The organism is Kribbella speibonae, from assembly GCF_004331375.1.
GTDB lineage: Bacteria > Actinomycetota > Actinomycetes > Propionibacteriales > Kribbellaceae > Kribbella > Kribbella sindirgiensis.
Genome location: NZ_SJKC01000009.1, coordinates 59,094 through 80,634, shown reverse-complemented (window position 1 = coordinate 80,634; position 21,541 = coordinate 59,094). Strand labels below are relative to the sequence as shown.

21 protein-coding genes are annotated in these 21,541 nt (G+C 67.7%); 15 read left to right on the top strand and 6 right to left on the bottom strand.

The features are described 5' to 3' along the window. Positions 1 to 53: 53 nt before the first annotated feature. The 3 genes from E0H92_RS41260 to E0H92_RS41250 all read left to right on the top strand — a co-directional run bounded on the left by E0H92_RS41260 (position 54) and on the right by E0H92_RS41250 (position 2,386). On the top strand, positions 54 to 1,202 hold the full coding sequence (locus tag E0H92_RS41260) for an acyl-CoA dehydrogenase family protein (protein WP_131500149.1): 1,149 nt from the start codon (positions 54 to 56) through the stop codon (positions 1,200 to 1,202). After that, a complete protein-coding gene (locus E0H92_RS41255) occupies positions 1,202 to 1,969 on the top strand; it encodes a 3-hydroxyacyl-CoA dehydrogenase (RefSeq protein ID WP_131500148.1) in 768 nt (255 codons plus the stop codon). The genes E0H92_RS41260 and E0H92_RS41255 overlap by 1 nt, the downstream gene beginning before the upstream one ends. Before the next feature lie 153 nt (positions 1,970 to 2,122). After that, positions 2,123 to 2,386: a hypothetical protein gene (locus E0H92_RS41250; protein ID WP_165550264.1), complete on the top strand. Its 264-nt coding sequence runs from the start codon at positions 2,123 to 2,125 to the stop codon at positions 2,384 to 2,386. On the opposite strand, the gene E0H92_RS41245 is transcribed toward E0H92_RS41250, so the two are convergent. The 3 genes from E0H92_RS41245 to E0H92_RS41235 are packed head-to-tail and all read right to left on the bottom strand — an operon-like array spanning position 2,377 to position 6,004. Further along, positions 2,377 to 3,621 carry a glycoside hydrolase family 27 protein gene (locus tag E0H92_RS41245; protein ID WP_202874099.1) on the bottom strand — a complete coding sequence of 415 codons (1,245 nt, stop codon included), beginning with the start codon at positions 3,619 to 3,621 and terminating at the stop codon, positions 2,377 to 2,379. The genes E0H92_RS41250 and E0H92_RS41245 overlap by 10 nt on opposite strands. After that, positions 3,615 to 4,760 carry a galactonate dehydratase gene (gene dgoD / locus E0H92_RS41240; protein WP_131500146.1) on the bottom strand — a complete coding sequence of 382 codons (1,146 nt, stop codon included), beginning with the start codon at positions 4,758 to 4,760 and terminating at the stop codon, positions 3,615 to 3,617. The genes E0H92_RS41245 and dgoD overlap by 7 nt, the downstream gene beginning before the upstream one ends. After that, positions 4,757 to 6,004 (bottom strand): ROK family transcriptional regulator, encoded by a 1,248-nt coding sequence (locus E0H92_RS41235; protein WP_131460569.1) that lies wholly within the window; start codon positions 6,002 to 6,004, stop codon positions 4,757 to 4,759. Before E0H92_RS41235 ends, dgoD begins: the two co-directional genes overlap by 4 nt. 80 nt (positions 6,005 to 6,084) lie before the next feature. On the opposite strand from E0H92_RS41235, the gene E0H92_RS41230 reads away from it, so the two are divergent. The 5 genes from E0H92_RS41230 to E0H92_RS41210 all read left to right on the top strand — a co-directional run bounded on the left by E0H92_RS41230 (position 6,085) and on the right by E0H92_RS41210 (position 10,918). After that, a complete protein-coding gene (locus tag E0H92_RS41230; RefSeq protein ID WP_131500145.1) occupies positions 6,085 to 6,927 on the top strand; it encodes an NAD-dependent epimerase/dehydratase family protein in 843 nt (280 codons plus the stop codon). 10 nt (positions 6,928 to 6,937) lie between these two features. Beyond that, the gene (locus tag E0H92_RS41225) at positions 6,938 to 8,302 is read left to right on the top strand and encodes an ABC transporter substrate-binding protein (RefSeq protein WP_131460567.1); all 1,365 of its coding nucleotides are present in this window, start codon (positions 6,938 to 6,940) and stop codon (positions 8,300 to 8,302) included. Continuing rightward, positions 8,299 to 9,282, top strand: coding sequence for a carbohydrate ABC transporter permease (locus E0H92_RS41220; protein ID WP_131500144.1), 984 nt, complete (start codon positions 8,299 to 8,301; stop codon positions 9,280 to 9,282). The genes E0H92_RS41225 and E0H92_RS41220 overlap by 4 nt, the downstream gene beginning before the upstream one ends. Next, positions 9,279 to 10,100 (top strand): carbohydrate ABC transporter permease, encoded by an 822-nt coding sequence (locus tag E0H92_RS41215; RefSeq protein ID WP_131294062.1) that lies wholly within the window; start codon positions 9,279 to 9,281, stop codon positions 10,098 to 10,100. Before E0H92_RS41220 ends, E0H92_RS41215 begins: the two co-directional genes overlap by 4 nt. Before the next feature lie 113 nt (positions 10,101 to 10,213). Continuing rightward, complete coding sequence (locus E0H92_RS41210) at positions 10,214 to 10,918, top strand: glycoside hydrolase family 16 protein (protein WP_165550263.1); 705 nt, start codon at positions 10,214 to 10,216, stop codon at positions 10,916 to 10,918. On the opposite strand, the gene E0H92_RS41205 is transcribed toward E0H92_RS41210, so the two are convergent. Genes E0H92_RS41205 through E0H92_RS41195 form a run of 3 tightly spaced genes read right to left on the bottom strand, consistent with a single transcriptional unit; the run spans position 10,907 to position 13,671 of the window. Beyond that, complete coding sequence (locus E0H92_RS41205) at positions 10,907 to 11,878, bottom strand: hypothetical protein (protein WP_131500142.1); 972 nt, start codon at positions 11,876 to 11,878, stop codon at positions 10,907 to 10,909. The genes E0H92_RS41210 and E0H92_RS41205 overlap by 12 nt on opposite strands. Continuing rightward, positions 11,878 to 12,372, bottom strand: coding sequence for a SigE family RNA polymerase sigma factor (locus E0H92_RS41200; protein WP_131460561.1), 495 nt, complete (start codon positions 12,370 to 12,372; stop codon positions 11,878 to 11,880). The genes E0H92_RS41205 and E0H92_RS41200 overlap by 1 nt, the downstream gene beginning before the upstream one ends. Positions 12,373 to 12,423: 51 nt before the next feature. Beyond that, positions 12,424 to 13,671 carry a DUF4032 domain-containing protein gene (locus tag E0H92_RS41195; protein WP_420323475.1) on the bottom strand — a complete coding sequence of 416 codons (1,248 nt, stop codon included), beginning with the start codon at positions 13,669 to 13,671 and terminating at the stop codon, positions 12,424 to 12,426. 67 nt (positions 13,672 to 13,738) lie between these two features. Between E0H92_RS41195 and E0H92_RS41190 the strand changes: the two genes are divergently transcribed. The 7 genes from E0H92_RS41190 (at position 13,739) to E0H92_RS41160 (ending at position 21,522) form a co-directional block, all read left to right on the top strand. Then, entirely contained in the window at positions 13,739 to 14,731 is a 993-nt protein-coding gene (locus E0H92_RS41190; RefSeq protein WP_131460559.1) for a LacI family DNA-binding transcriptional regulator, read from the top strand. Positions 14,732 to 14,901: 170 nt separating this feature from the next. Beyond that, positions 14,902 to 16,257, top strand: coding sequence for an ABC transporter substrate-binding protein (locus E0H92_RS41185; RefSeq protein WP_131500141.1), 1,356 nt, complete (start codon positions 14,902 to 14,904; stop codon positions 16,255 to 16,257). A 203-nt stretch (positions 16,258 to 16,460) separates the two neighbouring features. Then, entirely contained in the window at positions 16,461 to 17,246 is a 786-nt protein-coding gene (locus E0H92_RS41180) for a carbohydrate ABC transporter permease (RefSeq protein WP_238173820.1), read from the top strand. Then, a complete protein-coding gene (locus tag E0H92_RS41175; RefSeq protein ID WP_131500139.1) occupies positions 17,243 to 18,112 on the top strand; it encodes a carbohydrate ABC transporter permease in 870 nt (289 codons plus the stop codon). Before E0H92_RS41180 ends, E0H92_RS41175 begins: the two co-directional genes overlap by 4 nt. Before the next feature lie 9 nt (positions 18,113 to 18,121). Further along, positions 18,122 to 19,663 carry a glycoside hydrolase family 13 protein gene (locus tag E0H92_RS41170; RefSeq protein ID WP_131500138.1) on the top strand — a complete coding sequence of 514 codons (1,542 nt, stop codon included), beginning with the start codon at positions 18,122 to 18,124 and terminating at the stop codon, positions 19,661 to 19,663. Positions 19,664 to 19,718: 55 nt separating this feature from the next. After that, entirely contained in the window at positions 19,719 to 20,768 is a 1,050-nt protein-coding gene (locus tag E0H92_RS41165) for a transcriptional regulator (protein ID WP_131500137.1), read from the top strand. Next, positions 20,758 to 21,522, top strand: a complete 765-nt coding sequence (locus E0H92_RS41160; protein WP_238173819.1) for a prevent-host-death protein — start codon at positions 20,758 to 20,760, stop codon at positions 21,520 to 21,522. Before E0H92_RS41165 ends, E0H92_RS41160 begins: the two co-directional genes overlap by 11 nt. The last annotated feature ends 19 nt before the right edge of the window (positions 21,523 to 21,541 follow it).

The following is a 21,541-nucleotide window of genomic DNA, read 5'->3' as shown; positions in this document are numbered from 1 at the left end:
TGCGTCAGTATCGTCTGGAGTATCATTTCGGCAGTTGTTGAGAGGGGCTCCTGATGGCTGTCGACCGACTCCTGCCCACTGACGAATCCATTGACCTGCTCGCCCTGGTCCGCGACCTGTGCGAGCACGAGCTCGCGCCGCACGCCGCGCAGGCGGAGGAGAGCGAGACGTTCCCGCGGGACGCGTTCCGGACCCTGGGAAAGGCGGGCCTGCTCGGCCTGCCTTATCCGGAGCAGTACGGCGGCGCCGACCAGCCGTACGAGGTGTACCTGCAGATGCTCGAGGAGATCGCCGCCGCCTGGATGTCGGTCGGCGTCGGCGTCTCGGTGCACACCATGACCAGCTACGCCATGGCGACGTTCGGGACCGAGGAGCAGCGTGAGCGGCTGCTGCCGGACATGGTCGGCGGGGAGATGCTCGGTGCGTACGCGCTGTCCGAGCCGCAGGCCGGCTCCGACATCAGCTCGATGACGACGCGCGCTGTCCGCTCCGGTGACTTCTACGTGCTGAACGGAACCAAGGCGTGGATCAGCCACGGTCCGCACGCCGACTTCTTCACCACCTTCGCCCGGACCTCGGACGACCCGAAGCACGGCATCTCCGCGTTCCACGTGCCGGCCGGGCTGGACGGCCTGAGCTTCGGCGCGCCCGAGCGGAAGATGGGCCTCACCGGGTCGACGACCACGCTCGTCAACTACGACGACGTACGGATCCCGGTCGGCAACCTGATCGGCGCCGAGGGCGAAGGCATGCGGATCGCGTTGTCCGCGCTCGACTCCGGCCGGCTCGGGATCGCGGCCTGTGCGGTCGGCCTGGCCCAGGCGGCGCTCGACCTCGCCACGGCGTACGCGAAAGAGCGGCAGCAGTTCGGGCAGTCGATCGCCGACTTCCAGGGCATCCAGTTCCTGCTCGCCGACATGGCCGCCGCGGTCGAATCCGGGCGTGCGACGTACCTGCACGCCGCGCGCCGCCGCGACCTGGGCCGGACGTTCGTCCGGGAGGCCGCGATCGCGAAGCTGGTCTGCACGGACGCGGCGATGAAGGTCACCACCGACGCCGTCCAAGTGCTCGGTGGGTACGGTTACACCCGGGAGTTCCCGGCCGAGCGGTACATGCGCGAGGCCAAGGTGACCCAGATCTTCGAAGGTACGAACCAGATCCAGCGGCTCGTGATCAGCCGCGACGTGTTGAGGAGCATTTGATGGAGTTCAGCCCGTCCGACGTCGCCCTGGTCACCGGTGGTGGTTCCGGGCTCGGAGAGGCGACCGTACGGCGCCTTGCGGCGGACGGGCTCGGGGTGGTGATCGTCGACCTGCCGTCGTCCGCGGGGAAGGCCGTCGCGGATGAGCTGGGTGACCGTGTCGTGTTTGCGCCGACCGATGTGACTGACGAGACCGCCGTGACCGCGGCGCTGGACGCGGCCTCCGGATTGGGCACGTTGCGCGTCGTCGTGAACTGCGCTGGTGTCGCGACGCCCGGCCGGGTCGTCGGCCGGAAGGGTCCGTTGCCGCTGGCAACGTTCCGGCAGGTGATCGAGATCAACCTGATCGGCACCTTCAATGTGCTCCGGCTGGCCGCCGAGCGGATGATCGCCTCCGAACCGAGCGCGGACGGCGATCGCGGCGTCGTGGTGATGACCGCGTCGATCGCGGCCTACGACGGTCAGGTCGGCCAGGCGGCGTACGCCTCCAGCAAGGGCGGCATCGTCGCCCTCACGCTGACCGCCGCCCGTGACCTCGCCGACAAGGGCATCCGAGTTGTCACGATCGCCCCCGGCACCATGGAAACCCCCATGCTCGCCGGCCTCCCCGAGGAAACCCGCACCGTCCTCGAACAGCAGGTCCCCCACCCCTCCCGCCTCGGCAAACCCTCCGAGTACGCCGCCCTGGTCCGCCACATCCTCGACAACCAACTCCTCAACGGCGAAGTAATCCGCCTCGACGGCGCCCTCCGCATGCCACCCCGCTAGGTCGGGAACTGAGGGATCTGTCGATTTCCAGATAGTTGCTTCTGGCCCCCGTCCAGTAGTCCTCCGGCCCTTTCGGGATGGCCCGAAACGAGGTGTGGCGTCGTGGTTCTACCGGCACTCTCGGAGTGTTCGGTTCGACCACGGAGGGTATGGATGATGAATATTCGTAGGGTTTTGTACAGCGTTCTGGCCGGTGGGGCGATTGCGGCGGGTGCAGTTGCGGTGCCGGCGGCTCAGGCCGTTGAGGTGCCGGCGACGGTTGTTGCTGCCGACAACTGGGAGTACGTCGGTGACTTCTTCTGGCAGTCGGACTGCCACGCCGCGGGTGCCGCCGGCACCAAGTGGACCAAGTACAAGTGCGTCGACGGGTCAGCGTTCCCGGGCGACGACTACGAGCTGTGGGTTGTCTACAAGTAACTGAGCTTGAGCCAGCAGACGCCGTGCGCGGGGATGGTGTGCTCGCGCACGGTTGTCTGTGTCCCGGTCCACAGGTCGTGGGTCGGTGTGGGGAGATCGGCAGGGAGCTGGACCACTCGGGGTGCGGCGCCGGTCCAGAACAGCGCTGCGTAGGAGCAGCTGTCGCCTTGGGCGGTCCAGACGATCAGTTCGCCGTCGTCGAGTGGTTCGCGGATGATTTCGCGGCCGTCGTACGAAGTGGTGAGGAGCTCGGCGAGTGCCGGATTCTTCAGCAGGGCCAGGGTTTCCGGGGACGTGGTCGGGAGGTCGCCGCCCATCATCAGCGGCGAGCGGCCCATCACCCACAGCGTGAGCAGCGTCTTCTGCTCGTCGACGGTGAGGCGGCTGTCGCGGTCGTCGCCGCGTTCGGCGCGGATGCCGATGTGGCCGAGTGGCAGCATGTCCGCGTCCGCCCAGCCGCCGGCCTGCTGGAACGGCGCCCACCGCGCCAGTCGCGCGAACTGCGCATGCACGTCCTCCCACCGATCCCACAGATCGTCGGAGATCCGCCACAGCTGCGCGTTCGCCCGCAGATGCTGGACGTGATGCGTCGACAGGTGCGTGCCGGGTGACAAGGACAGCACGATGTCCCGCCCGCTCCGTACGATCGCCTGCCGGTACGCCGCGATTTCGCGATCGTGGTACGGCGCGAGCATGTCGTCCGCCTTCACGAAGTCCACGCCCCACTCGGCGAACTGTGCGACCTGCGCGTCGTAGTAAGCCTGCGCGCCGGGATGGTCGTGGTTCAGCCCGAGATTGTCCGGGTTCCACGCGCAGACGTGATCGGGGTCCGCGATCTCCCGCGCCGTCCACTCCGTCCCGTACACCGGCAGGTCGAGCTCGACGGCCCGCCGCGGGATGCCGCGCATGATGTGCAGCCCGAACTTCAGCCCGAGTTCGTGCACGTTCGCGGCCAACGGCTTGAAGCCGGCGCCGCTCGCGGAGGAGGGGAACCGCAGCGGCGCCGGCAGTTGGCGGCCGTAGTCGTCCAGGACGATCGGCGCGTTCTCGTTGTAGCCGTGGGATCGGGCGGTCGGGTCGTACCAGGCGATGTCCACGACCACGGTGTCCCACCCGAACGGCAGCAACTGGTCGTGCATCACCTGCGCGTTCGCCAGTACCTCGGCTTCGGTGACCGTCGTACCGAAGCAGTCCCAGCTGTTCCACCCCATCGGCGGGGTCGGCGCGCTCACCATTCCGCGAACGAACCGTCGTCGTGCCGCAGCACGGGCGATCGCCAGCGGTGCGGCTCCGCGGCCGCGGCCCGTACGACGTCCTCGTCGACCTGGATGCCCAGGCCGGGACCGGTCGGGCGTTGCACATGCCCGTCGGTGAAGGCGAACACGCCCGGATCCACCAGGTAGTCGAGCAGTGCGTTGCCGCCGCCGTACTCGATGCCGAGGCTCTGCTCCTGGATCAGGAAGTTCGGGATCGCGAAGTCGAGTTGCAGGCTCGCGGCGAGCGTGATCGGCCCGAGCGGGCAGTGCGGCGCGACGCTGACGTCGTACGCCTCGGCCATCGCGGCGATCCGGCGTACTTCGGAGATGCCGCCGGCGTGCGAGATGTCCGGCTGCGCGACCGCGATGCCGGTGGTCAGCACGTCCCGGAAGTCCCACCGGGAGAACAGCCGTTCGCCGGTCGCGATAGGGATGCTGGTCGATTCGGTGATCCGGCGCAGGTCGCGGGCGAACTCGGGCAGCACCGGCTCCTCGACGAACATCGGCAGCAGCGGCTCGAGCAACGGCAGGATCTGCCGCGTGGCCGCCGTACTGAACCGGCCGTGGAAATCGAGCGCGATGTCCACCCCGTCGCCGAGTGCGTCGCGCAATGCTTCGACGCGACTCACCGAAGCCCGGAGCTGAGCGGCCGACGGGATCGGCGGCAGCGCCTCCGACAGGTTGAGCTTGAGTGCCGTGAAGCCCTTCTCCACCTTGGCCTGGGCCTCGTCGACGAGCTGCGTGTTGTCGCGCCCGTGGACCCAGGTGTAGACGCGCACCCGCTCCCGGACCGGCCCGCCGAGCAGCTCGTGCACCGGGATCTCGTGGTAGCGCCCCTTGATGTCCCAGAGCGCCTGGTCGATCCCGGCCAGCGCACTCGACAGCACCGGACCGCCGCGGTAGAAGCCGCCTTTCGCCATCACCTGCCAGTGCTCCTCGATCCGCAACGGATCCGCGCCGACGAGGTACTCCATCAGGGCCGCGACCGCACCTTGGACGGCCTCGGCCCGTCCCTCGACGATCGGCTCACCCCAGCCGCTGATCCCTTCGTCGGTGTCGATCCGCAGGAACTGCCACCGCGGCGCCACCAGGAACGTCTCGTATCCGACGATCTTCACACTGCCTCATTCGGTTGCCGGTCGGGAGTGGACAGGAGCGCGGCGACCAGTTGGTCGGTCTGGCGGAGGACCAGGGCGGCGGCGCCGGACGCGCCGGCGCGGGCGCCGAGGTCGAGCTCGGCCGCGACGACGTCGACGTCGCGGGTCAGTGACATCGCCGTACGGCGCAGGGTGGCGCGGATCGGGTCCAGGATCAGGTCGCCCGCGCGCGCGAGTTCGCCGCCGACGATGATCCGCTCCGGGTTCAGCAGGTTGCAGATGTTCGCGAGCACGCGCCCGGTCAGCTCACCGGCTTCTCGCAGCACCCGCAGGGTGTCCGGCTGACCGTCGGCGGCGGCTGCCAGCAATTCGTCGAGGCCGGCGTCCGCACCGAGCACTGGCGCGAGAGCGGCGAGGACGGCCTGGAGCGACGCGTACTGCACCAGGCAGCCGCGGTTCCCGCACGGACAGGGCGCACCGTTCGAGTCGGCGGACAGGTGGCCGATCTCTCCGCCGCCACCACGCGCGCCGCCGTGGTGAAGGTTGCCGTCGACAAGCAGCCCGGACCCAATCCCGGTCGACAACCCGAGATACAGCACGTCGCGGACGTCCCGCCCCGCGCCCCACGTGAACTCGGCCACCGCCTCCAGCCGGGTGTTGTTCTCCACCAGCACCGGTACGTCGATACGCCGCCCGAACTCCGCCGCGACGTTCACCCCGGCCCAGGCCTGCCCCGGGAGCGACGGGCCGACCACACCGGTCTGCAGGTCGATCGGACCAGGTACGCCGATCGCGACACCGACCACGTTGTCGCGGCCGCGACCGGTCTGCTCCAGGAGGTCATCGAGCAGCGCGAGCCCGGCCGCGAGCCGCTCCTGCCACGGGGTGTCGCGGCCCACGCGAACCCCGTCGCTGGCCAGCGTCCCGCCGGAGAGGTCGGTCAGGTGGCACCAGACGCGCTCGAGCGTGAAGTCGAGGCCGGCGGCCGCACCGGCCGAGGGGTTGGCCCGCAGGAAGCCGCGGGCCCGGCCGTCGACCTCGGATGCGTCGATCCCGGCCCGGGCGACCTGCTCGCCGACCACTTCGATCACCACGCCGCCGGTGATCAGGTCGGCCACGATCGTCGACACCGTCGTCCGGGACACGCCGCAGATCCGCGCCAGCTCCGCCCGGTGCAGTGCTCCGTGCTCCATCAGCGCGGACAGCATCCGTTCGGAGTTGGTGCGCCGCAGCGCTCGCAGAGATCCGGTGTCCTTGGCAGCCACGACGAAAAGTATTGACGAACTCCGAACCGCCGTCAACAAAACTGACAAACTGCGTTCACACTCTTGACACAAACGGCGAAGTGCTCGAACAATTCCTGCCACAGCTCGGGGATCGCCCCGGGCCCGGCGACCGGATGAACGACATGGACGCTGAGCTGAGCAACGCGCCGCTGGTGGTGGTGACCGGCGGACTGGGGCGCGTCGCCACGGTGGTGCTGCCGTGGCTGCGCAAGCACTACCGCGTGCGGCTGATCGACAGCGCGGTCCCGGCGCAGCGCACCGCCGGGCTGGTGCAGGCCGACCTGGGTGATCCCGAGGAGGCCCGTGACGCGCTGGCCGGAGCGGACGCGGTCCTGCACCTGGCGGGGAACAGCAGCCCCTGGCAGACCTGGGACAGCGTGTACGCCGCCAACGTGTGGACGACTCAGGTAGTACTCGAGGCGGCCGCCGCGCACGCCGTACCGAAGCTGGTGCTGGCCAGTTCGCTGCATGCGTTGGGTGAGTACAACCGGCCGCAGTACCGGCGTGTCGATCCACGGCTCGACCCGCGCCCCTGCTGCCCGTACGGGCTGGGCAAGGTCGTCCTGGAGGCGCTCGGCCGGACGCATGCCGAGCGCACCGGTGCGTCGGTCACCTGCCTGCGTCTCGGGCTGACCGGTTGGCCGCCGTCCGAACGCCGCTACCTCGGGCAGTGGCTGTCCGACGACGACGCGGGCCGGCTGATCCTCTCCGCCCTGCAAGCGCGTGAGCGGTACGGCGTGCACTTCGGCGTGTCCGCGAACACCCGCAACTACTGGGACATCACCTCCGCCCGCCACCAGCTGGGCTACCGACCCGAAGACGACAGCGAAGCCCTGGCGGACCGGGCCGGCCCCTCCTCCGGCCCGGTCTGCCGGCTGTTCGACCCAGAGACATCCGATTGAGAGGCTGGCCATGACCACAACGAACGCAGGGCTCTCCCGCCGCCGGTTCCTGGCGCTCGGCGGCGCGGCCGCCGGCGGTGCGCTGGCGGTGGGCTGCTCACCCGCGTCCTCCACGAACACCCCGGCCGCCGCTCCTGGCAGCGGCTCGGCCGTCAAAGGCACTGTGACTGTCATGTCGCAGTCGGGCGAGTTCGGCCCGAAGGAGGCCAAGGCGGCGTCCCAGGCGCTCGGCGTGACCGTGAAGACCGTCGAGTACGACCTGACCAAACTGACCGCGATGCTTGCCAGCGGCAACCCGCCGGACGTGGTCCGGGGCATGGGCGCGACGGACACGCCGTACCTGGTGGCCCGGCAGGTCGCGGAGAACCTGGACCCGTACTTCGCGAAGAGCACGCTGATCAAGGCCGACGACATCGACCCCGTCAACGACCTCTGGCGGTACGACGGTGAGAAGCAGGGCAGCGGTCCGCGGTACGGGTTCGCGAAGGACTACTCGCAGGACTGCACGCTCTGGTTCAACAGCGCGCTGTACGACGCGTCGAAGGTGACCCATCCGAGTGCGACGACGCCGCTGTTGCTCGACGCCCTGCTCGACGAGGGCAAGCGGCTGGTGAAGCGGCAAGGCGCCAAGGTCAGCGTCTACGGCCTCAACCCGAACGGGCTAGGCCTGTTCACGCAGCTGACCTGGCTGACCGATCTGGCCGGCGGGAAGCTGACGTCCGACGACCTGGCCTCGGTCGACTTCAGCAGCTCGGAGGCGCAGCGTGCGCTCACCTGGTATCTGGACTACGCGAAGGCGGGGATCGGGCCGACGGTGCTCAACCCCGACCCGAACGGCTGGGACGGACCGACGTTCCAGGCCGGCCGGATGGCGACCACGCTCAGCGGCTACTGGCTCGGCGGCCTGTTCGCCGGCGACCCCAAGTCCGCCAAGGTCGCGGGCTTCGCGCCGGCGCCGCAGTTCGACACGAGCCGGCGGGTCAGCCCGTGCTTCGGCGCGACCGGCCTATGGATGCCCAAAGCGAGCAAGAACAAGGACGCCGCCTGGGCGGTGATGGAGTGGTTCCTCGCCGGTGACCCCGCGAAGGCCCGGGCGACCGGCGGCTGGGGCATTCCACCGCTCAAGTCGCTGCAGAAGCTGATGCCGCAGAAGCTGCCGTACCAGAAGCAGGCCTACGAGGTGCAGATGGCGGAGCAGCAGCACTTCTCGGTGACGTCGTTCACGCCGTACGTCCGGCAGGACGCGATCAACGCGATCATCACCCGTGAGTTGCCGAAGGCCATCAAGGGCACGATGACGGCCGGCCAGTTCGCCGACACGCTGAACTCGCAGATCAACGCGCAGCTCGCGGACGGAAAGAAGCGGTTGCGGTGAGCTCCGCACTGACCGACGTACGGCGTTCCACCGTCGCGGAGGCCGCGGTGGAACGCCCGGGCCGGAAGAAAAAGCCGCCGACGCTGCGCAAGGCGCGCACCTTCTACCTGTTCGTCGCGCCGTGGGTCCTCGGGTTCATCGGCCTGACCGTGTTCCCGCTCGGGTACGCGTTCTGGCTCAGCCTGACCGACTCCGACGGCCTGTCGCCCAGGACGCACTTCGTCGGCTTCCAGAACTACATCGACATCTTCCACGACCCGCTGACCCTGAGCTCGCTCGCCAAGACCGGCATGTTCGCGCTCGTCACCGTGCCGTTGTCGATCCTCGCCGGGCTGTTGCTGGCGGTGATGGTGAACCAGCCGATCCGGGCCAGAGGGTTGTTCCGGGCGTTGATCTATCTGCCGGCCGTGGTCCCGCCGGTCGGGGCGGCGCTGACGTTCCGGTTGATCTTCGACCGCGACGCCGGTGCGGCGAACGGCATCCTGAGCACCCTCGGCGCGAACCCGATCACCTGGCTCGTGGATCCGAACGCCCGCTACGTGCTGTACGCCTTGGTGCTGTGGGCCTGCGGAGGATCGATGATCATCTCGCTGGCGGGGTTGCAGGACATCCCACGGGAGCTGCTCGAGGCGGCGCAGGTCGACGGGGCGTCGTACTGGCAGTCGTTCACCAGGATCACCATCCCGCTGCTGTCGCCGGTGATCCTGTTCCAGGTGATCACCGGCATGATCGGATCGCTGCAGTCGTTCGCGCCGTTGCTGTTGTCGTCGGGCTCGCTGAGCGGCGCCGGGGCGGTGCCTCAGGGCAACTACCTGTACATGATCCACGTGTTCGCGCAGTACTTCAGCGCCTCCCGCTTCGGCTACGCGTCGGCGATGTTGTGGCTGCTGTTCGCGGTGATCCTGCTCGTCACCCTGCTGATCATCAAGGTGAGCGCCCGGACCGTCTTCTACACCGTCGAGCCGGAGGGGTCGAAATGACGCGGACCTACCGGTGGGCGCTCTACATCGTGCTGCTGGCCGTCGTCCTGACGATGCTCAGCCCGATCCTGTGGCTGGTGTCGACCTCGCTGAAGTCGCCGGCCGAGATGGCGTCGTTCCCGCCGAGCTGGTGGCCGCAGGCGCCCCGCCTGGCGAACTACACCGACGCGATCAGCCAGGTGAACTTCCTCGGCGCCGCGCAGAACTCGCTGACCATCGCGTTCATCAGTACGACGCTGACCACGCTGAGCTCGGCATGGGTCGGATTCGGGTTCGCCCGGCTGACGGCGCCCGGGAAGAAGCAGCTGTTCGTCGTGCTGCTCGCGACGATGATGCTGCCGGGGATCGTGACGCTGGTTCCGACGTACCTGATCTTCGCGAAGCTGCACATGGTCAACACCTACTGGCCGTGGGTCGCCTGGGGGCTGGGCGGCAGCGCGTTCCTGATCTTCCTGTTCCGGCAGTTCTTCGCGGGCATCCCGCGGGAGATGGAGGAGGCCGCGATCATCGACGGCTGCGGGTACGTCGGGATCTTCTGGCGGATCTTCCTGCCGCAGTCCTGGCCGGTGATCGCGGCCAGCGTGATCCTCTCCTTCACACACGCCTGGGGCGACTTCGTCGGTCCCGCCATGTTCCTCAGCCAGGACAGCACGACCCTGGCCGTCGCGATGGCGACCGGGTACGTCAACGACAAGGGTCTGCCGCTGAACAACCTCGTCGCCGCCGGCGCCGTGATGTACGTCCTCCCCGTCCTGATCCTCTTCCTCTTCATGCAGCGCCGCTTCGTCAGCGGCTTCTCGACGTCAGGGATCAAATGATGAGACTACGAATCCTCGGTGGCACCCTGTTGTTGCTCGCGGCAACTCTTACCAGCACCCCCGCCCAAGCGACGAGTCCCACCTGTACCTCCGCGCAGCAGCTTCCTGCTGGGATGCGGTTGAGTTGGCACGACGAGTTCGGCGGGCGATCGTTGGACCAGCGGTCCTGGAGCACGGTGATGGACTTCCCCGGACGCGCGGGCGGGCACTACCACAACACGTCGTACGGAAGCTACGCCGTCGACGAGAACGTCGTACTGTCCGGTGGGAAGTTGCGGCTGGTGACCGACAACAAGCCGGTGGTGGGTACGGATCCGGCCGGGACGTACCAGTACACCGAGGGTTTCATCTCCTCGCACGACAAGTTCTCCCAGACCTACGGGTACTGGGAGATCTGCGCGAAGTTCCCAGCTGGCAAGGGGTTGTGGCCCGCGTTCTGGCTGATTCCGCAGGACCGCAGCTGGCCGCCGGAGATCGATGTCGCCGAGTGGTTCGGGAGCATCGAGAGCATGCACAGCGGGCTGGCATCTGGCACCTGGCCGGATGTTCGCTGGGACAGCCATTGGGCGACCGGGCTCGATCCCACGACCGGCTGGCACACGTACGGCGTGCTGTGGTCGCCCGGCCGCATCACCTTCACCGTCGACGGCAAACCCACCTCGAGCATCACCGGCGCCCAGGTCCCCGACAAGCCGATGTACGTCGTCCTCAACAGCGGCACCTGGGCCAACGCCGACCGCGGCGGCCCACCGGACGCCACGACCCGGTTCCCCAACTCGTTCGACGTCGACTACGTCCGGGTCTACTCAGCGCGGTGACGGTGTGACGCCTGATGGTGGGATGGCGAGGTCGCTGGGCTGGGCCTGGCGGTGTGGGCCCTGACGGAACAGGTCGTACGCCGAGCTCGTGCCGCAGACGAAGAGGCGGAGTGGCCAGGACGTGGTGCGGGTGTGCACGGTGATGACGAAGGTGCGGAGAGCCGCCGGGTTCACGCAAGAGGTTGCCGGGATCTGCAATCCGGGACCTACCCTGCGCAGTTGGCTCGTGAACGTGGTGACCTGGTCCGCTGTCATGGCCGAACCGGCAACCAGGGAGTGCTTGTAGTACTCGCACACGTTGACCGAAGTCACCGCGTCTTCGCCTAGTTTGCCGGGTTGGTCGCCTGGGTCGCGTGGGGTGCAGCCGTAGAAGTCGGTGCCGGTGATCGGGCGGGCCGAGTCGAGGATGCGTTCGCGGAGCGCGTCGTCTCGGGTGAGGACGCTCAGCTTCACGCCTCCGACCAGGCGCGTCTCCTCCGTCCAGCCACCGTCGTACCGCTTGATCCCCGGGGCCTGGACGTCGTTGAACCACAGGTAGTCCTGCCGCTCCGACAGCGGTAGCACCGCCGCCGCACACGGCAGCCGCCGGCCGCCGAGCCAGTCGTTGAACCGCCCGATCACCGGGCTGCCGAGAGAGGAGGGACACGGCGCCGAGCCGGACACGTACTGGGTCCAGCTCGAAGGCACCTGTACCTGGACCGTTTTGAAGGACTCCCAATGCCACCCCGGAGCCGGGTCCAGAGCAGCCGGCGGGTCGGTGTGCAGTTCGGTGCTGAGGTTCTGCGACGCGGTGACGGCCGTGGCGACGACCGCCGCGGCGACCACGACAGCACCGATCGAGCGACCGGTACGGCGACGACGCAGGCGCGCGTGGACCACGGACAGGAGGTGGTCGTCGGCAGGTGCGTCGGCCGCGTGCCTCGACAGAGTGTCCGCGATCAGCTTCTCGGATGCGTCCATCAGCCCTTGACCTCCTCGGTTCCGATGGTGGTGCGCAGCGATGCCAGCGCACGATGGATCTGCGAGCGGACCGTGGCCGGTGAGCAGCCGAGGATCTCCGCGATCTCGGCATCCGGGAGGTCCTCGTAGTACCGCAGCACGACGGCCGCGCGCTGCTTGGTCGGCAAGGTCGCGCACAGCGCCCAGACGGCGTCGTGCTCGGCCTGCGCGTCGGCGTGATCCGGACGGGACGATGTCTGCACCGGCTCGGCCGTCGGTGTCTCGCGCCGAAGGAACCGGCGCCAGCGGGAGATGTCGGCGTTCACGATCGAGCGCCGGATGTATGCCTCCGGATCCTGGCCACGGCAGATCCGGGTCCACCGTGAGTACGCGGCGATCAGCGCGTCCTGCACGGCCTCCTCGGCGCGCGTGTGGTCGCGGGTGAGCAGGTAGGCGAACCGCAACAGCGCGGCCCCCCGCTGCCCCACCCACTCGTCGAACTCCGGCGTCTCCATCCGCCACCTCCCACCCAACTCACGCCGGTGGAGCCCGGAACGTTGCAGGGCCTAGTCAGGTTCGGGAAGCGTCGGTGTCGGGAGTGCCAGTTTCTCGTCCGGCTTCGCGGAGAGTACGTCGTTCACGTACGAGCGGGCCGCCTCCATCGTGTCGACCTCGTGGCCGGCCTGTTCGGACAGGAACCAGCGGTGCTCGAGTACCTCGTGGAACACCTCGGCGGGCTCGAGCTTCCTGCGCAGGTCGCGCGGGACGGACCGGACGACCGGCTCGAAGACCTCGGTCAGCCACTGGTGGGCGACGATCTCCTCGTCCTCGTTCTGCTGGTCGGTCGAGGCGGCGTACGAGTCCAGGTCGTTCAGCAGCCGGCGGGCCTGGTTCTCTTCCACGTCCAGGCCGGTGAGCCGGAGCAGCCGCCGCGAGTGGTGGCCGGCGTCCACGACCTTCGGCTGGATGCGGACCTGGCTGCCGTCCCAGTCGGTGATGATGTCGATCTCGGCGACGTCGAAGCCGAGTTCGTTCAGCCGCCGGATCCGCGAGTCCAGCCGGTGCATCTCGTCGTTCGCGAACTCCTCGGGCGCGGTGAGCTCGGCCCACAGCGCCTCGTACCGCTTCTGGATCGACTCGACCGTCTCCTGCGGGTCGATCGACTCGTCGAGCAGACCGCCTTCCTGCAGGTCGAGGAGCTCGCCGAACAGGTTGATCTCCGCGGTGTAGAGGTCGTGCGCGCGCTGCCCGTCGGAGATGTCCTGGTGCAGCTCACCGGTCTCGGCGTCCACCAGGTACGCCGCGAACGCGCCGGCGTCGCGACGGAACAGGGTGTTGGACAGCGAGCAGTCGCCCCAGAAAAAGCCGAGCAGGTGCAGCCGCACGATCAGCGCGACCAGGGCGTCGATCAGCCGGTTCACGGTGTCGGGGCGCAGGGTGCTGGAGAACAGCGCGCGGTACGGCAGCGAGAACTGCAGGTGCCGGGTGATCAGGATCGAGTCGATCGGCTCACCGTCGCGGTCGACCCGGTCGGTGATCACGCCGACGGGCTCGACGGACGGCGCCTCCAGCCGTTCGAGGTCGCGGAGCAGGCGGTACTCGTGCATCGCCAGGTGCTCGAGGACCTCCTTGATCGCGTACACACTGCCGTTGACCCGGACGAAGCGGACCACGTGGCGCGAGATACCGCGCGGCAGCGCGACCAGTTGGTCCTCGGGCCAGTCCTCCAGCGGGACGTCCCACGGGAGCGACAGCAGACCGGTGTCCGGGCGGGTGGCGACGAATCGAGGCACGGCTCCCAGTGTGTCAGGAATCCTGAGCGTTCAGCGAGGTACGCAAGTGCTTGCAAATTCTTGCGTGAATAGGCGTAGAGTTTGCGTCATGACACGACGACTTGCAGAGGTGGCCAAGAAGGTCGGCGTCAGTGAAGCCACCGTGAGCCGGGTCCTGAACGGGAAGCCCGGTGTGTCCGAAGCGACCCGGGAAGCCGTCCTGACCGCGCTCGACGTGCTCGGGTACGAGCGGCCCACGCAGCTCCGAGGTGACCGGGCCCGGCTGGTCGGGCTGGTCCTGCCCGAGTTGCAGAACCCGATCTTCCCGGCGTTCGCCGAGGTCGTCGGCGGAGCCCTCGCGCAGCAAGGTTTCACGTCGTTGCTCTGCACCCGGACGGTCGGCGGTGTGTCCGAGGCCGACTACGTGGACCTGCTCCTGCAGCAGCAGGTGTCGGGGGTCGTGTTCGCCGGCGGGTTCTACGCGCAGGCGGACGCGCCGCATCAGCACTACGAGCTGATCCAGGAGCGCAAGCTGCCGACCGTCCTGGTCAACGCGGCCGTCGACCACCTCGGCTTCCCGCAGGTCTCGTCGGACGACTACGTGGCCGCGGAGATGGCCATCGGGCACCTGCGCGCCCTTGGCCACCGGCGGATCGGGATGGTTCTCGGCCCGCGCGACCACATCCCGTCGCGGCGGAAACTGGAGGCGTTCCTGGCCGCGGAGGAAGCGGATCCGAAGCTGGTCGAGCACACGATGTTCTCGCTCGAGGGCGGGCACGCGGCCGCGACCAAACTGGTGAACTCCGGTGTCACCGGCATCGTCTGCGCCAGCGACATCCTGGCCCTCGGCGCCATCCGCGCCGTTCGCCGGGCCGGCCTGAGCGTCCCCGACGAGGTCTCGGTGATCGGGTACGACGACTCCGCGATGATGAACTGCACCGACCCGCCGCTGACCACCGTCCGGCAGCCGATCGACGCGATGGGCCGCGCCGCCGTCGACATGCTGGTCGCGCTGATCGAACGCGCCGCCGTCCCCGCCGACGAACTCCTCTTCGAGCCCGAGCTCGTCGTCCGCGCCTCCACCGCGCGAGCCCGCATCTAGACCCGGCCACGAGGCAGCCGCTGACCCACCGGGGTCGGCGGCTGCTGTCGTTTGCCCTGCGGCTGGCAATCTCCCATGTGAAGTCACGTTTTTGCAAGCTGAGATCGAAGTATTGCGTTCGCGCGTCCAGTTCCCTACGGTGTCGGCACGAGTCAAGGGAGAGGGTGGAGATGACCACAACGCGCCGCGGGCTCAGCCTGCTGCTGGTGATGGGGCTCGGGCTGGTGGCCGCGTCCTGCGGATCGGACGACAAGAAACCGGCAGCGGATGGTCCGGTCACGATCACCGTCGGCTGCGAGCCGCCGAAGAGCAACCCGAAGGAACGCGAGGCCTGGGAGGCCGATGTCGCGGCGTTCCAGAAGGCGCACCCGAACATCACGGTCGAGGGGAAGGACGCGTTCCCCTGCATCAACCCGGACACCTTCCAGGCGAAGCTGGCCGGCGGGACGCAGGAGGACGTCTTCTACGTCTACTACACCGACGTCCGGAAGATCATCGAGAAGAAGCAGGCCGCGGACATCAGCCAGTACGTCGGCAGCGTGAAGCCGCTGAACGACCTGCGCAAGGACGTGATGAGCGTCTTCAAGGACGGCGACAAGACGTACGGCCTGCCGCGGAACAACTACAACATGGGCCTGGTCTACAACCGGAAGCTGTTCAGCCAGGCCGGTCTCGACCCGGCCAACCCGCCGAAGACCTGGGAAGAGGTCCGTGCGGCCGCGAAGAAGATCGCCGCGCTCGGCCCGGGGTACGTCGGCTTCGGTGAGTACTCGGCCGGCAACACCGGCGGCTGGCACTTCGCCGCGGAGCTGTACGCCCGCGGCGGGTCGATGGTCAGCGACGACGGGAAGACCGCCGCCTTCAAGAGCGACGAGGGCAAGGCGGTCCTGGAGAACCTGAAGAAGATGCGCTGGGACGACAACTCCATGGGCAGCAAGCAGTTGCTGCAGTGGGAGGACCTGATGCGCATGATGGGCGGGGGCAAGCTCGGCATGATGATCGGTGCGCCGGACGTCGTGCAGTCGGTGAACAATGACTTCAAGGGCAAGTTCGAGGACTACGGCGTCACCGCCGTACCGGAGTCGACCGGGAACTCGTCGCTGAGCGGCGGCGACGGGTACATGTTCAACCCGAAGGCGTCGCCGGAGAAGATCAAGGCCGGTCTGCTGTGGCTCGAGTTCCACGAGCTGACGCCCGGCCAGGGGCAGTTCAACTACGCGCGGTCGAAGGAGCAGGGCCGGCCGGTGGGTCTGCCGATCCCGGACCTCTACGGGAACAGTGCCCCGGGCAATGAGATCAACGCGTTGCGCAAGCAGTATGCGACGGTCCCGATCGACAACTTCACGCCGTACGTCGCCGCGCAGGGCGACATCACCAACAAACTCGAACCCCCGAAGGCACAGGAGCTGTACGCCGTCCTCGACGTGGCGATGTCCGCGGTCCTGACCCGCAAGGACGCCGACATCGACAAGCTCCTCTCGGACGCCGAGTCGAAGGCCAACAAGATCCTCGCGAAGAACACCTGATGGTCAGCACAACGAGCACCCGCCGTCCCCGTTCCGCGGGGACGGCGGGTGGTGCGATGGGCTCCCGACGACCACCTGGAGGCGACGAGCTCCCTCTTCACCACACCACGGGTGCCCTGCGGAGGGCGGTTGGACGTAATCTCACCGCGTACGGGTTCTTGTGTGCCGCCCTGATCTGTTTCGCCTTCTTCTCCTGGTATCCGATGGTCCGGGAGATCGTGCTGAGCTTCCAGCAGAACAACTTCGTCGACCCGGGGGAGTGGGTCGGCTTCGACAACTTCCGCACGGTGATCGCGGACCCGGCGTTCCGCTCCGCGTGGCTGAACACCGCCGCGTTCAGCGGCCTCGCCCTCGTGATCGGGTACGCCGTACCGTTCGTCCTGGCTGTGGTGCTCAACGAACTCAAGCACGCGAAGGCGTACCTGCGCTTCGTCGTCTACCTGCCCGTGATGCTCCCGCCCGCAGTCGCCGTACTGCTGTTCAAATGGTTCTACGACCCCGGAGCAGGCCTCTTCAACCAGGCACTCGACGCCGTCCATCTGCCGCCGCTGAGCTGGCTGGACTCCACGAGTACGGCGCTTGTCAGCCTGGTGATCGTGTCGACCTGGATGAATCTCGGCACCGGCACCCTGATCTACCTCGCCGCGCTGCAGAGCATCCCCGGCGAACTGTACGAATCGGCGGAGCTCGACGGAGCCGGCCTGTTCAAGCGGGTCCGGCACGTGACGATCCCGCAGACCAAGCTGATCCTGCTGGTGATGCTGCTGCTGCAGGTCGTCGCCACCATGCAGGTCTTCATCGAGCCGTACCTGCTGACCGGCGGCGGCCCGGAGAACGCGACCGTCACCGTCGCGTACCTGATGTACCAGTACGCGTTCAACTTCGGTGACTTCGGCGGCGGCTCCGCACTCGGTCTGATGCTGATGATCGTCCTGCTGGTCTTCTCCACGATCTACCTGCGCGTGTCCCGCGAGGAGGCCGAGCGATGAGAACCCTGGTGTCACCCCTCGCGCTCCGCACGCGGCACGGCCGGATCCTCTACTGGACGATCCTGACGCTGACGGTCGTCGGCTTCACCGGCGCGTTCGTGTTCCCGTTCTACTGGATGGTGAGCGGCGCACTGAAGTCGCCCGACGAGCTGGCGCAGATCCCGCCGAGCTTCTTCCCGAAGTCGGCCGACTTCCGCGTCTACAAGGAGGCCTGGGACCAGCTCCAGCTGGGCGTGTTCCTCAAGAACACCGCGCTGTACGCCGGTGGCGCCTGGCTGTTCACGCTGGCGGTCGACGTGTCGGCGGCGTACGCGCTGTCGAAGCTGCGGCCCGTTCTCGGGAAGCTCGTCCTCGGGGCGATGCTGGCGACGTTGATGATCCCGCCGATGGTCCTGCTGCTGCCGACGTACCTGGTGGCGAAGGACCTGCCGATCCTGCACCTGGACCTGCTGAACACCCCGTGGGCGATCTGGTTGCCGGCGGCAGCGAACGGTTTCTTCGTGTTCCTGCTGAAGCGGTTCTTCGACTCGATCCCGCGCGAGCTGCTCGAAGCCGCGGAGATCGACGGCGCCTCGCCGGTCCGGATCCTCTGGTCGATCGTGCTGCCGGTGTCGCGGCCGATCATCGGCGTGGTGTCGATCCTGTCCGTGGTCACGGTCTGGAAGGACTTCGTCTGGCCGCTGCTGGTATTGCCGGAGACGGACAAGATGTCGATCAGCGTCGGCATCGCGTCGCTGTCCGCGCAGATGCCGCAGAACGTCCTGATCGCCTCGCTGGTGATCGCCAGCCTGCCGACCATTCTCGTGTTCTTCGTGTTCCAGCGCAGCATCATGGCGGGCCTCACGGCCGGAAGCCTGAAAGGGTAAGGAGATTCGATGGCTGACGAATGGTGGCGCGGAGCCGCGATCTACCAGGTGTATCTGCGGAGCTTCGCGGACGGCAACGACGACGGCATCGGTGACCTGGCCGGGCTGCGCGCGAAGCTGCCGTACCTGGCGGAGCTCGGCATCGACGCGATCTGGCTGAACCCGTGGTACCCGTCGCCGATGGCCGACGGCGGGTACGACGTCGCCGACTACCGCGCGATCGACCCGGCGTTCGGCACCCTCGCGGAGGCGGAGGCGTACATCGCGGAGGCGCACGCCCTGAACATCCGCACGATCATCGACATCGTGCCGAATCATGGGTCCGACCAACAGGACTGGTTCGTCCAGGCGCTGCGGGCAGGCCCGGGATCACCCGAGCGGGAACGGTTCCTGTTCCGCCCGGGCCGCGGTGACGCACCGCCCAACGAGTGGCAGTCGATCTTCAACGGCCCCGCCTGGTCCCAGGTCGAGGACGGCGAGTGGTACCTGCACCTGTTCGCCCCCGAGCAGCCCGACTTCAACTGGCGTAATCCGGAGGTCGTCGAGGAGTTCCACGACATCCTCCGGTTCTGGCTGGATCGCGGCGTCGACGGCATCCGGATCGACAGCGCCGCCGTACTGTTCAAGGACCTGGACAGCGTCGAGGAGTCGTACACCGATCACGACGAGGTGCACGAGGTGTACCGCGGGTGGCGGCGGATCTCCGACGCGTACGCCGACCGGTTCTTCGTCGGTGAGATGTGGATGCCGGACCAGGAGCGGTTCGCGCTGTACCTGAGGCCGGACGAGATGCAGACCGCGTTCAACTTCGACTTCCTGTCCCGCCCGTGGGAAGCCGCGGAACTGAAGGCGTCGATCGACCTCACGCTCGCCACCCACGTCCCGATCGGCGCACCGCCGACCTGGGTACTGTCGAACCACGACGTGACCCGCCCGGTCACGAAGTACGGCCGACCGGACACGTCCTTCTCGCACCAGGACCGCAAGCACGGCATGCAGACCGACCTGGTCCTGGGCGAACGCCGCGCCCGCGCCGCGGCCCTGCTCGCCATGGCCCTTCCCGGCGGCCTCTACGTGTACCAGGGCGAAGAACTCGGCCTGCCCGAGGTGGAGGATCTGCCCGACGAACTCCTCCAGGACCCGATCTTCACCCGCTCGAAGGGCGCCGACCGCGGACGAGATGGTTGCCGCGTGCCCCTACCGTGGTCGGGCAAGGAGCCCCCGTTCGGCTTCGGCACCGGTACGCCGTGGCTCCCACAACCCCGCGACTGGAAGAACCTCACCGTCGAGTCCCAGTACGACGACCAGAACTCAATGCTGTCCTTGTACCGCACCGGCCTGAAGCTCCGCCGCCGTCTGCTCGGCGACGGAACGCTGACGTGGCTGGCCGCGCCCGCCGACGTACTCACGTTCCGCCGTGAAACGCTAACCTGCATCACCAACCTGAGGGCCGCCCCGGTAGACCTGCCGCCACACGAGGAACTACTGATCGCCAGCACTCCACTCGACGGCGACCGGCTCCCGAGCGACGCGACCGCTTGGGTTAGGTGAGAGTGTTCGGTGTTCGCCGTTTGCCGAACACCGAACACTCGGTTAATCTCGATTCATGGACGAACTCGAGATGGTCGTTCGAGACGCCTTCGCGCATGTCGACGTCGACGTCATGCCGCCCGAGATGGTGCACGGCGAACCTGATCGGGGCGTGGATCTGGTCATTGAGCCGGACGGAGCCGCTGTCAGCCTGCAGATCAAGCGGGCTGCCTTCGTCAATGACCAGGTCGCCCACCGTTTCGTGGTCGACGGTCAGAGGTTGCTCAAGCAGAGCATGCAGACGGGAACGTCCTCGATCGTCTTTGTAGTGGCGGATCAGGTGACGCGGACGGCGCGGACGGAGTTGGCGCGGGCGAACGTCGGATATCTGGACCTCCGGGGGCGACTTAGTCTGCATGCTCCTGGTCTGATCATCGAGGCAGACGTTGATCCTCGAGAACGGCGTGCCGGCAGACGTGATCCATTGAACGGAAAGGCGGGACGCGAACTGGCCGCCGCCTTGCTCATGGATCCAGAGCGGAAGCCGGCCGTCCGGACGCTGTCGCGCGAACTGAACAGGTCGGTGAGCACCGTGTCGGAGGTGTTGAGCGCCTTTCGGGAAAGTCGATACATCGAGGGGGACGCCGTTTCTGGGCAGCGCTTGTTCTGGGCTTTGGCGGACCGCTGGTCTGCCGATATCGAGTATCTCCTCGAGCCGCCGTCTCCTGGCCAAGGTCCACTGGTGGCACCTCTCGGATTGGGACTCGACCAGGTCGGCGACGGCCCGGGCTGGGCGCTGCGCGGCACCGCGGCGGCTTCTGCTCTGGGCGCCCCGGTTGCTGTCCGGGCGGACCAGCCACTCGACTTCTATGTCCCGGACGCAACGACCGTCCATCGGGCGCGAAGGCTGCTGGGAACGGCGCCCTCGGCCGATCTGGCGCGCTGCACGGTTGCGGTTGCGCCGGTGCCCGCGGCGTGCACGTCTCGCACCGAACCGCCGGACAACTATTTCGAGTGGCCGACAACGCATCCGCTGTTCGTGGCTCTGGACTTGGCCCAGGACGTCGGTCGGGGACAGGAGATCCTCGGCGACTGGACCCCGAGGGACTGGCCCCGTGTCTGGTAACAGTGTCGTACTGGTCGGCGAAACGATGGCTGCGGTCGTGGATGCTGTGACCGCCGTGGGGAAACTGACTGGCAGCAGGCCGATCGTTGTCGGCGGCCTTGCCGTCTTGGCACGACTCAGCAGTGCACATCGAGCAACGCTGGACCTCGACATTGTGGATCGACGAGCAGAGGGCCAGGCCGGCCAATTGGAGATTCTCCGCAAGAGCGAGGAGACCAGTCCTGCCGAGCCGGCTGCTGTCACCTTGCCGACGCGATTCGGTGAGGTCCGTGTCGATGTGCTGGAGGTGAATCAGTACGAGCTGGACAGGCCCAGCGACGATGCCGGTGATCGCTTGCACGTTGGCTCGCATGCCTGGGCAGCGGACTCGGCGACGGACGTGACCATCTCGGTGTTGGGCTCGGAGCGCCGGGAACTGGTGCGCGTAGCAACCACAATCGCCGAACCAGGCCCGTTGGTGACGATGAAGCTGCAATCCATCATGAATCGTGGCAGCGCCAAGGCCGGAACCGACCTGTGGGACATCTGCCGGCTGACTCTGGATCCTGTCTGTCGGCGTGCTGTGCTGAATCAACTGGAGGGCGCCGGCCCTCAACTCGCAGCCGATGCCCTCCAGCATGTCGATCTCTGGTTCCAGCGGAAACGCCCTTGGTCGCTGGACCGATTGGCGGCCGTGGCTGGAAACTCTTTCGCCACAGACGATTTCGACCTCGTGGGTGAGCTGCTGGCAGCCGCCTGTCAGCCCCGTCGCTGAGAAGTCAACTCTCGTTCTT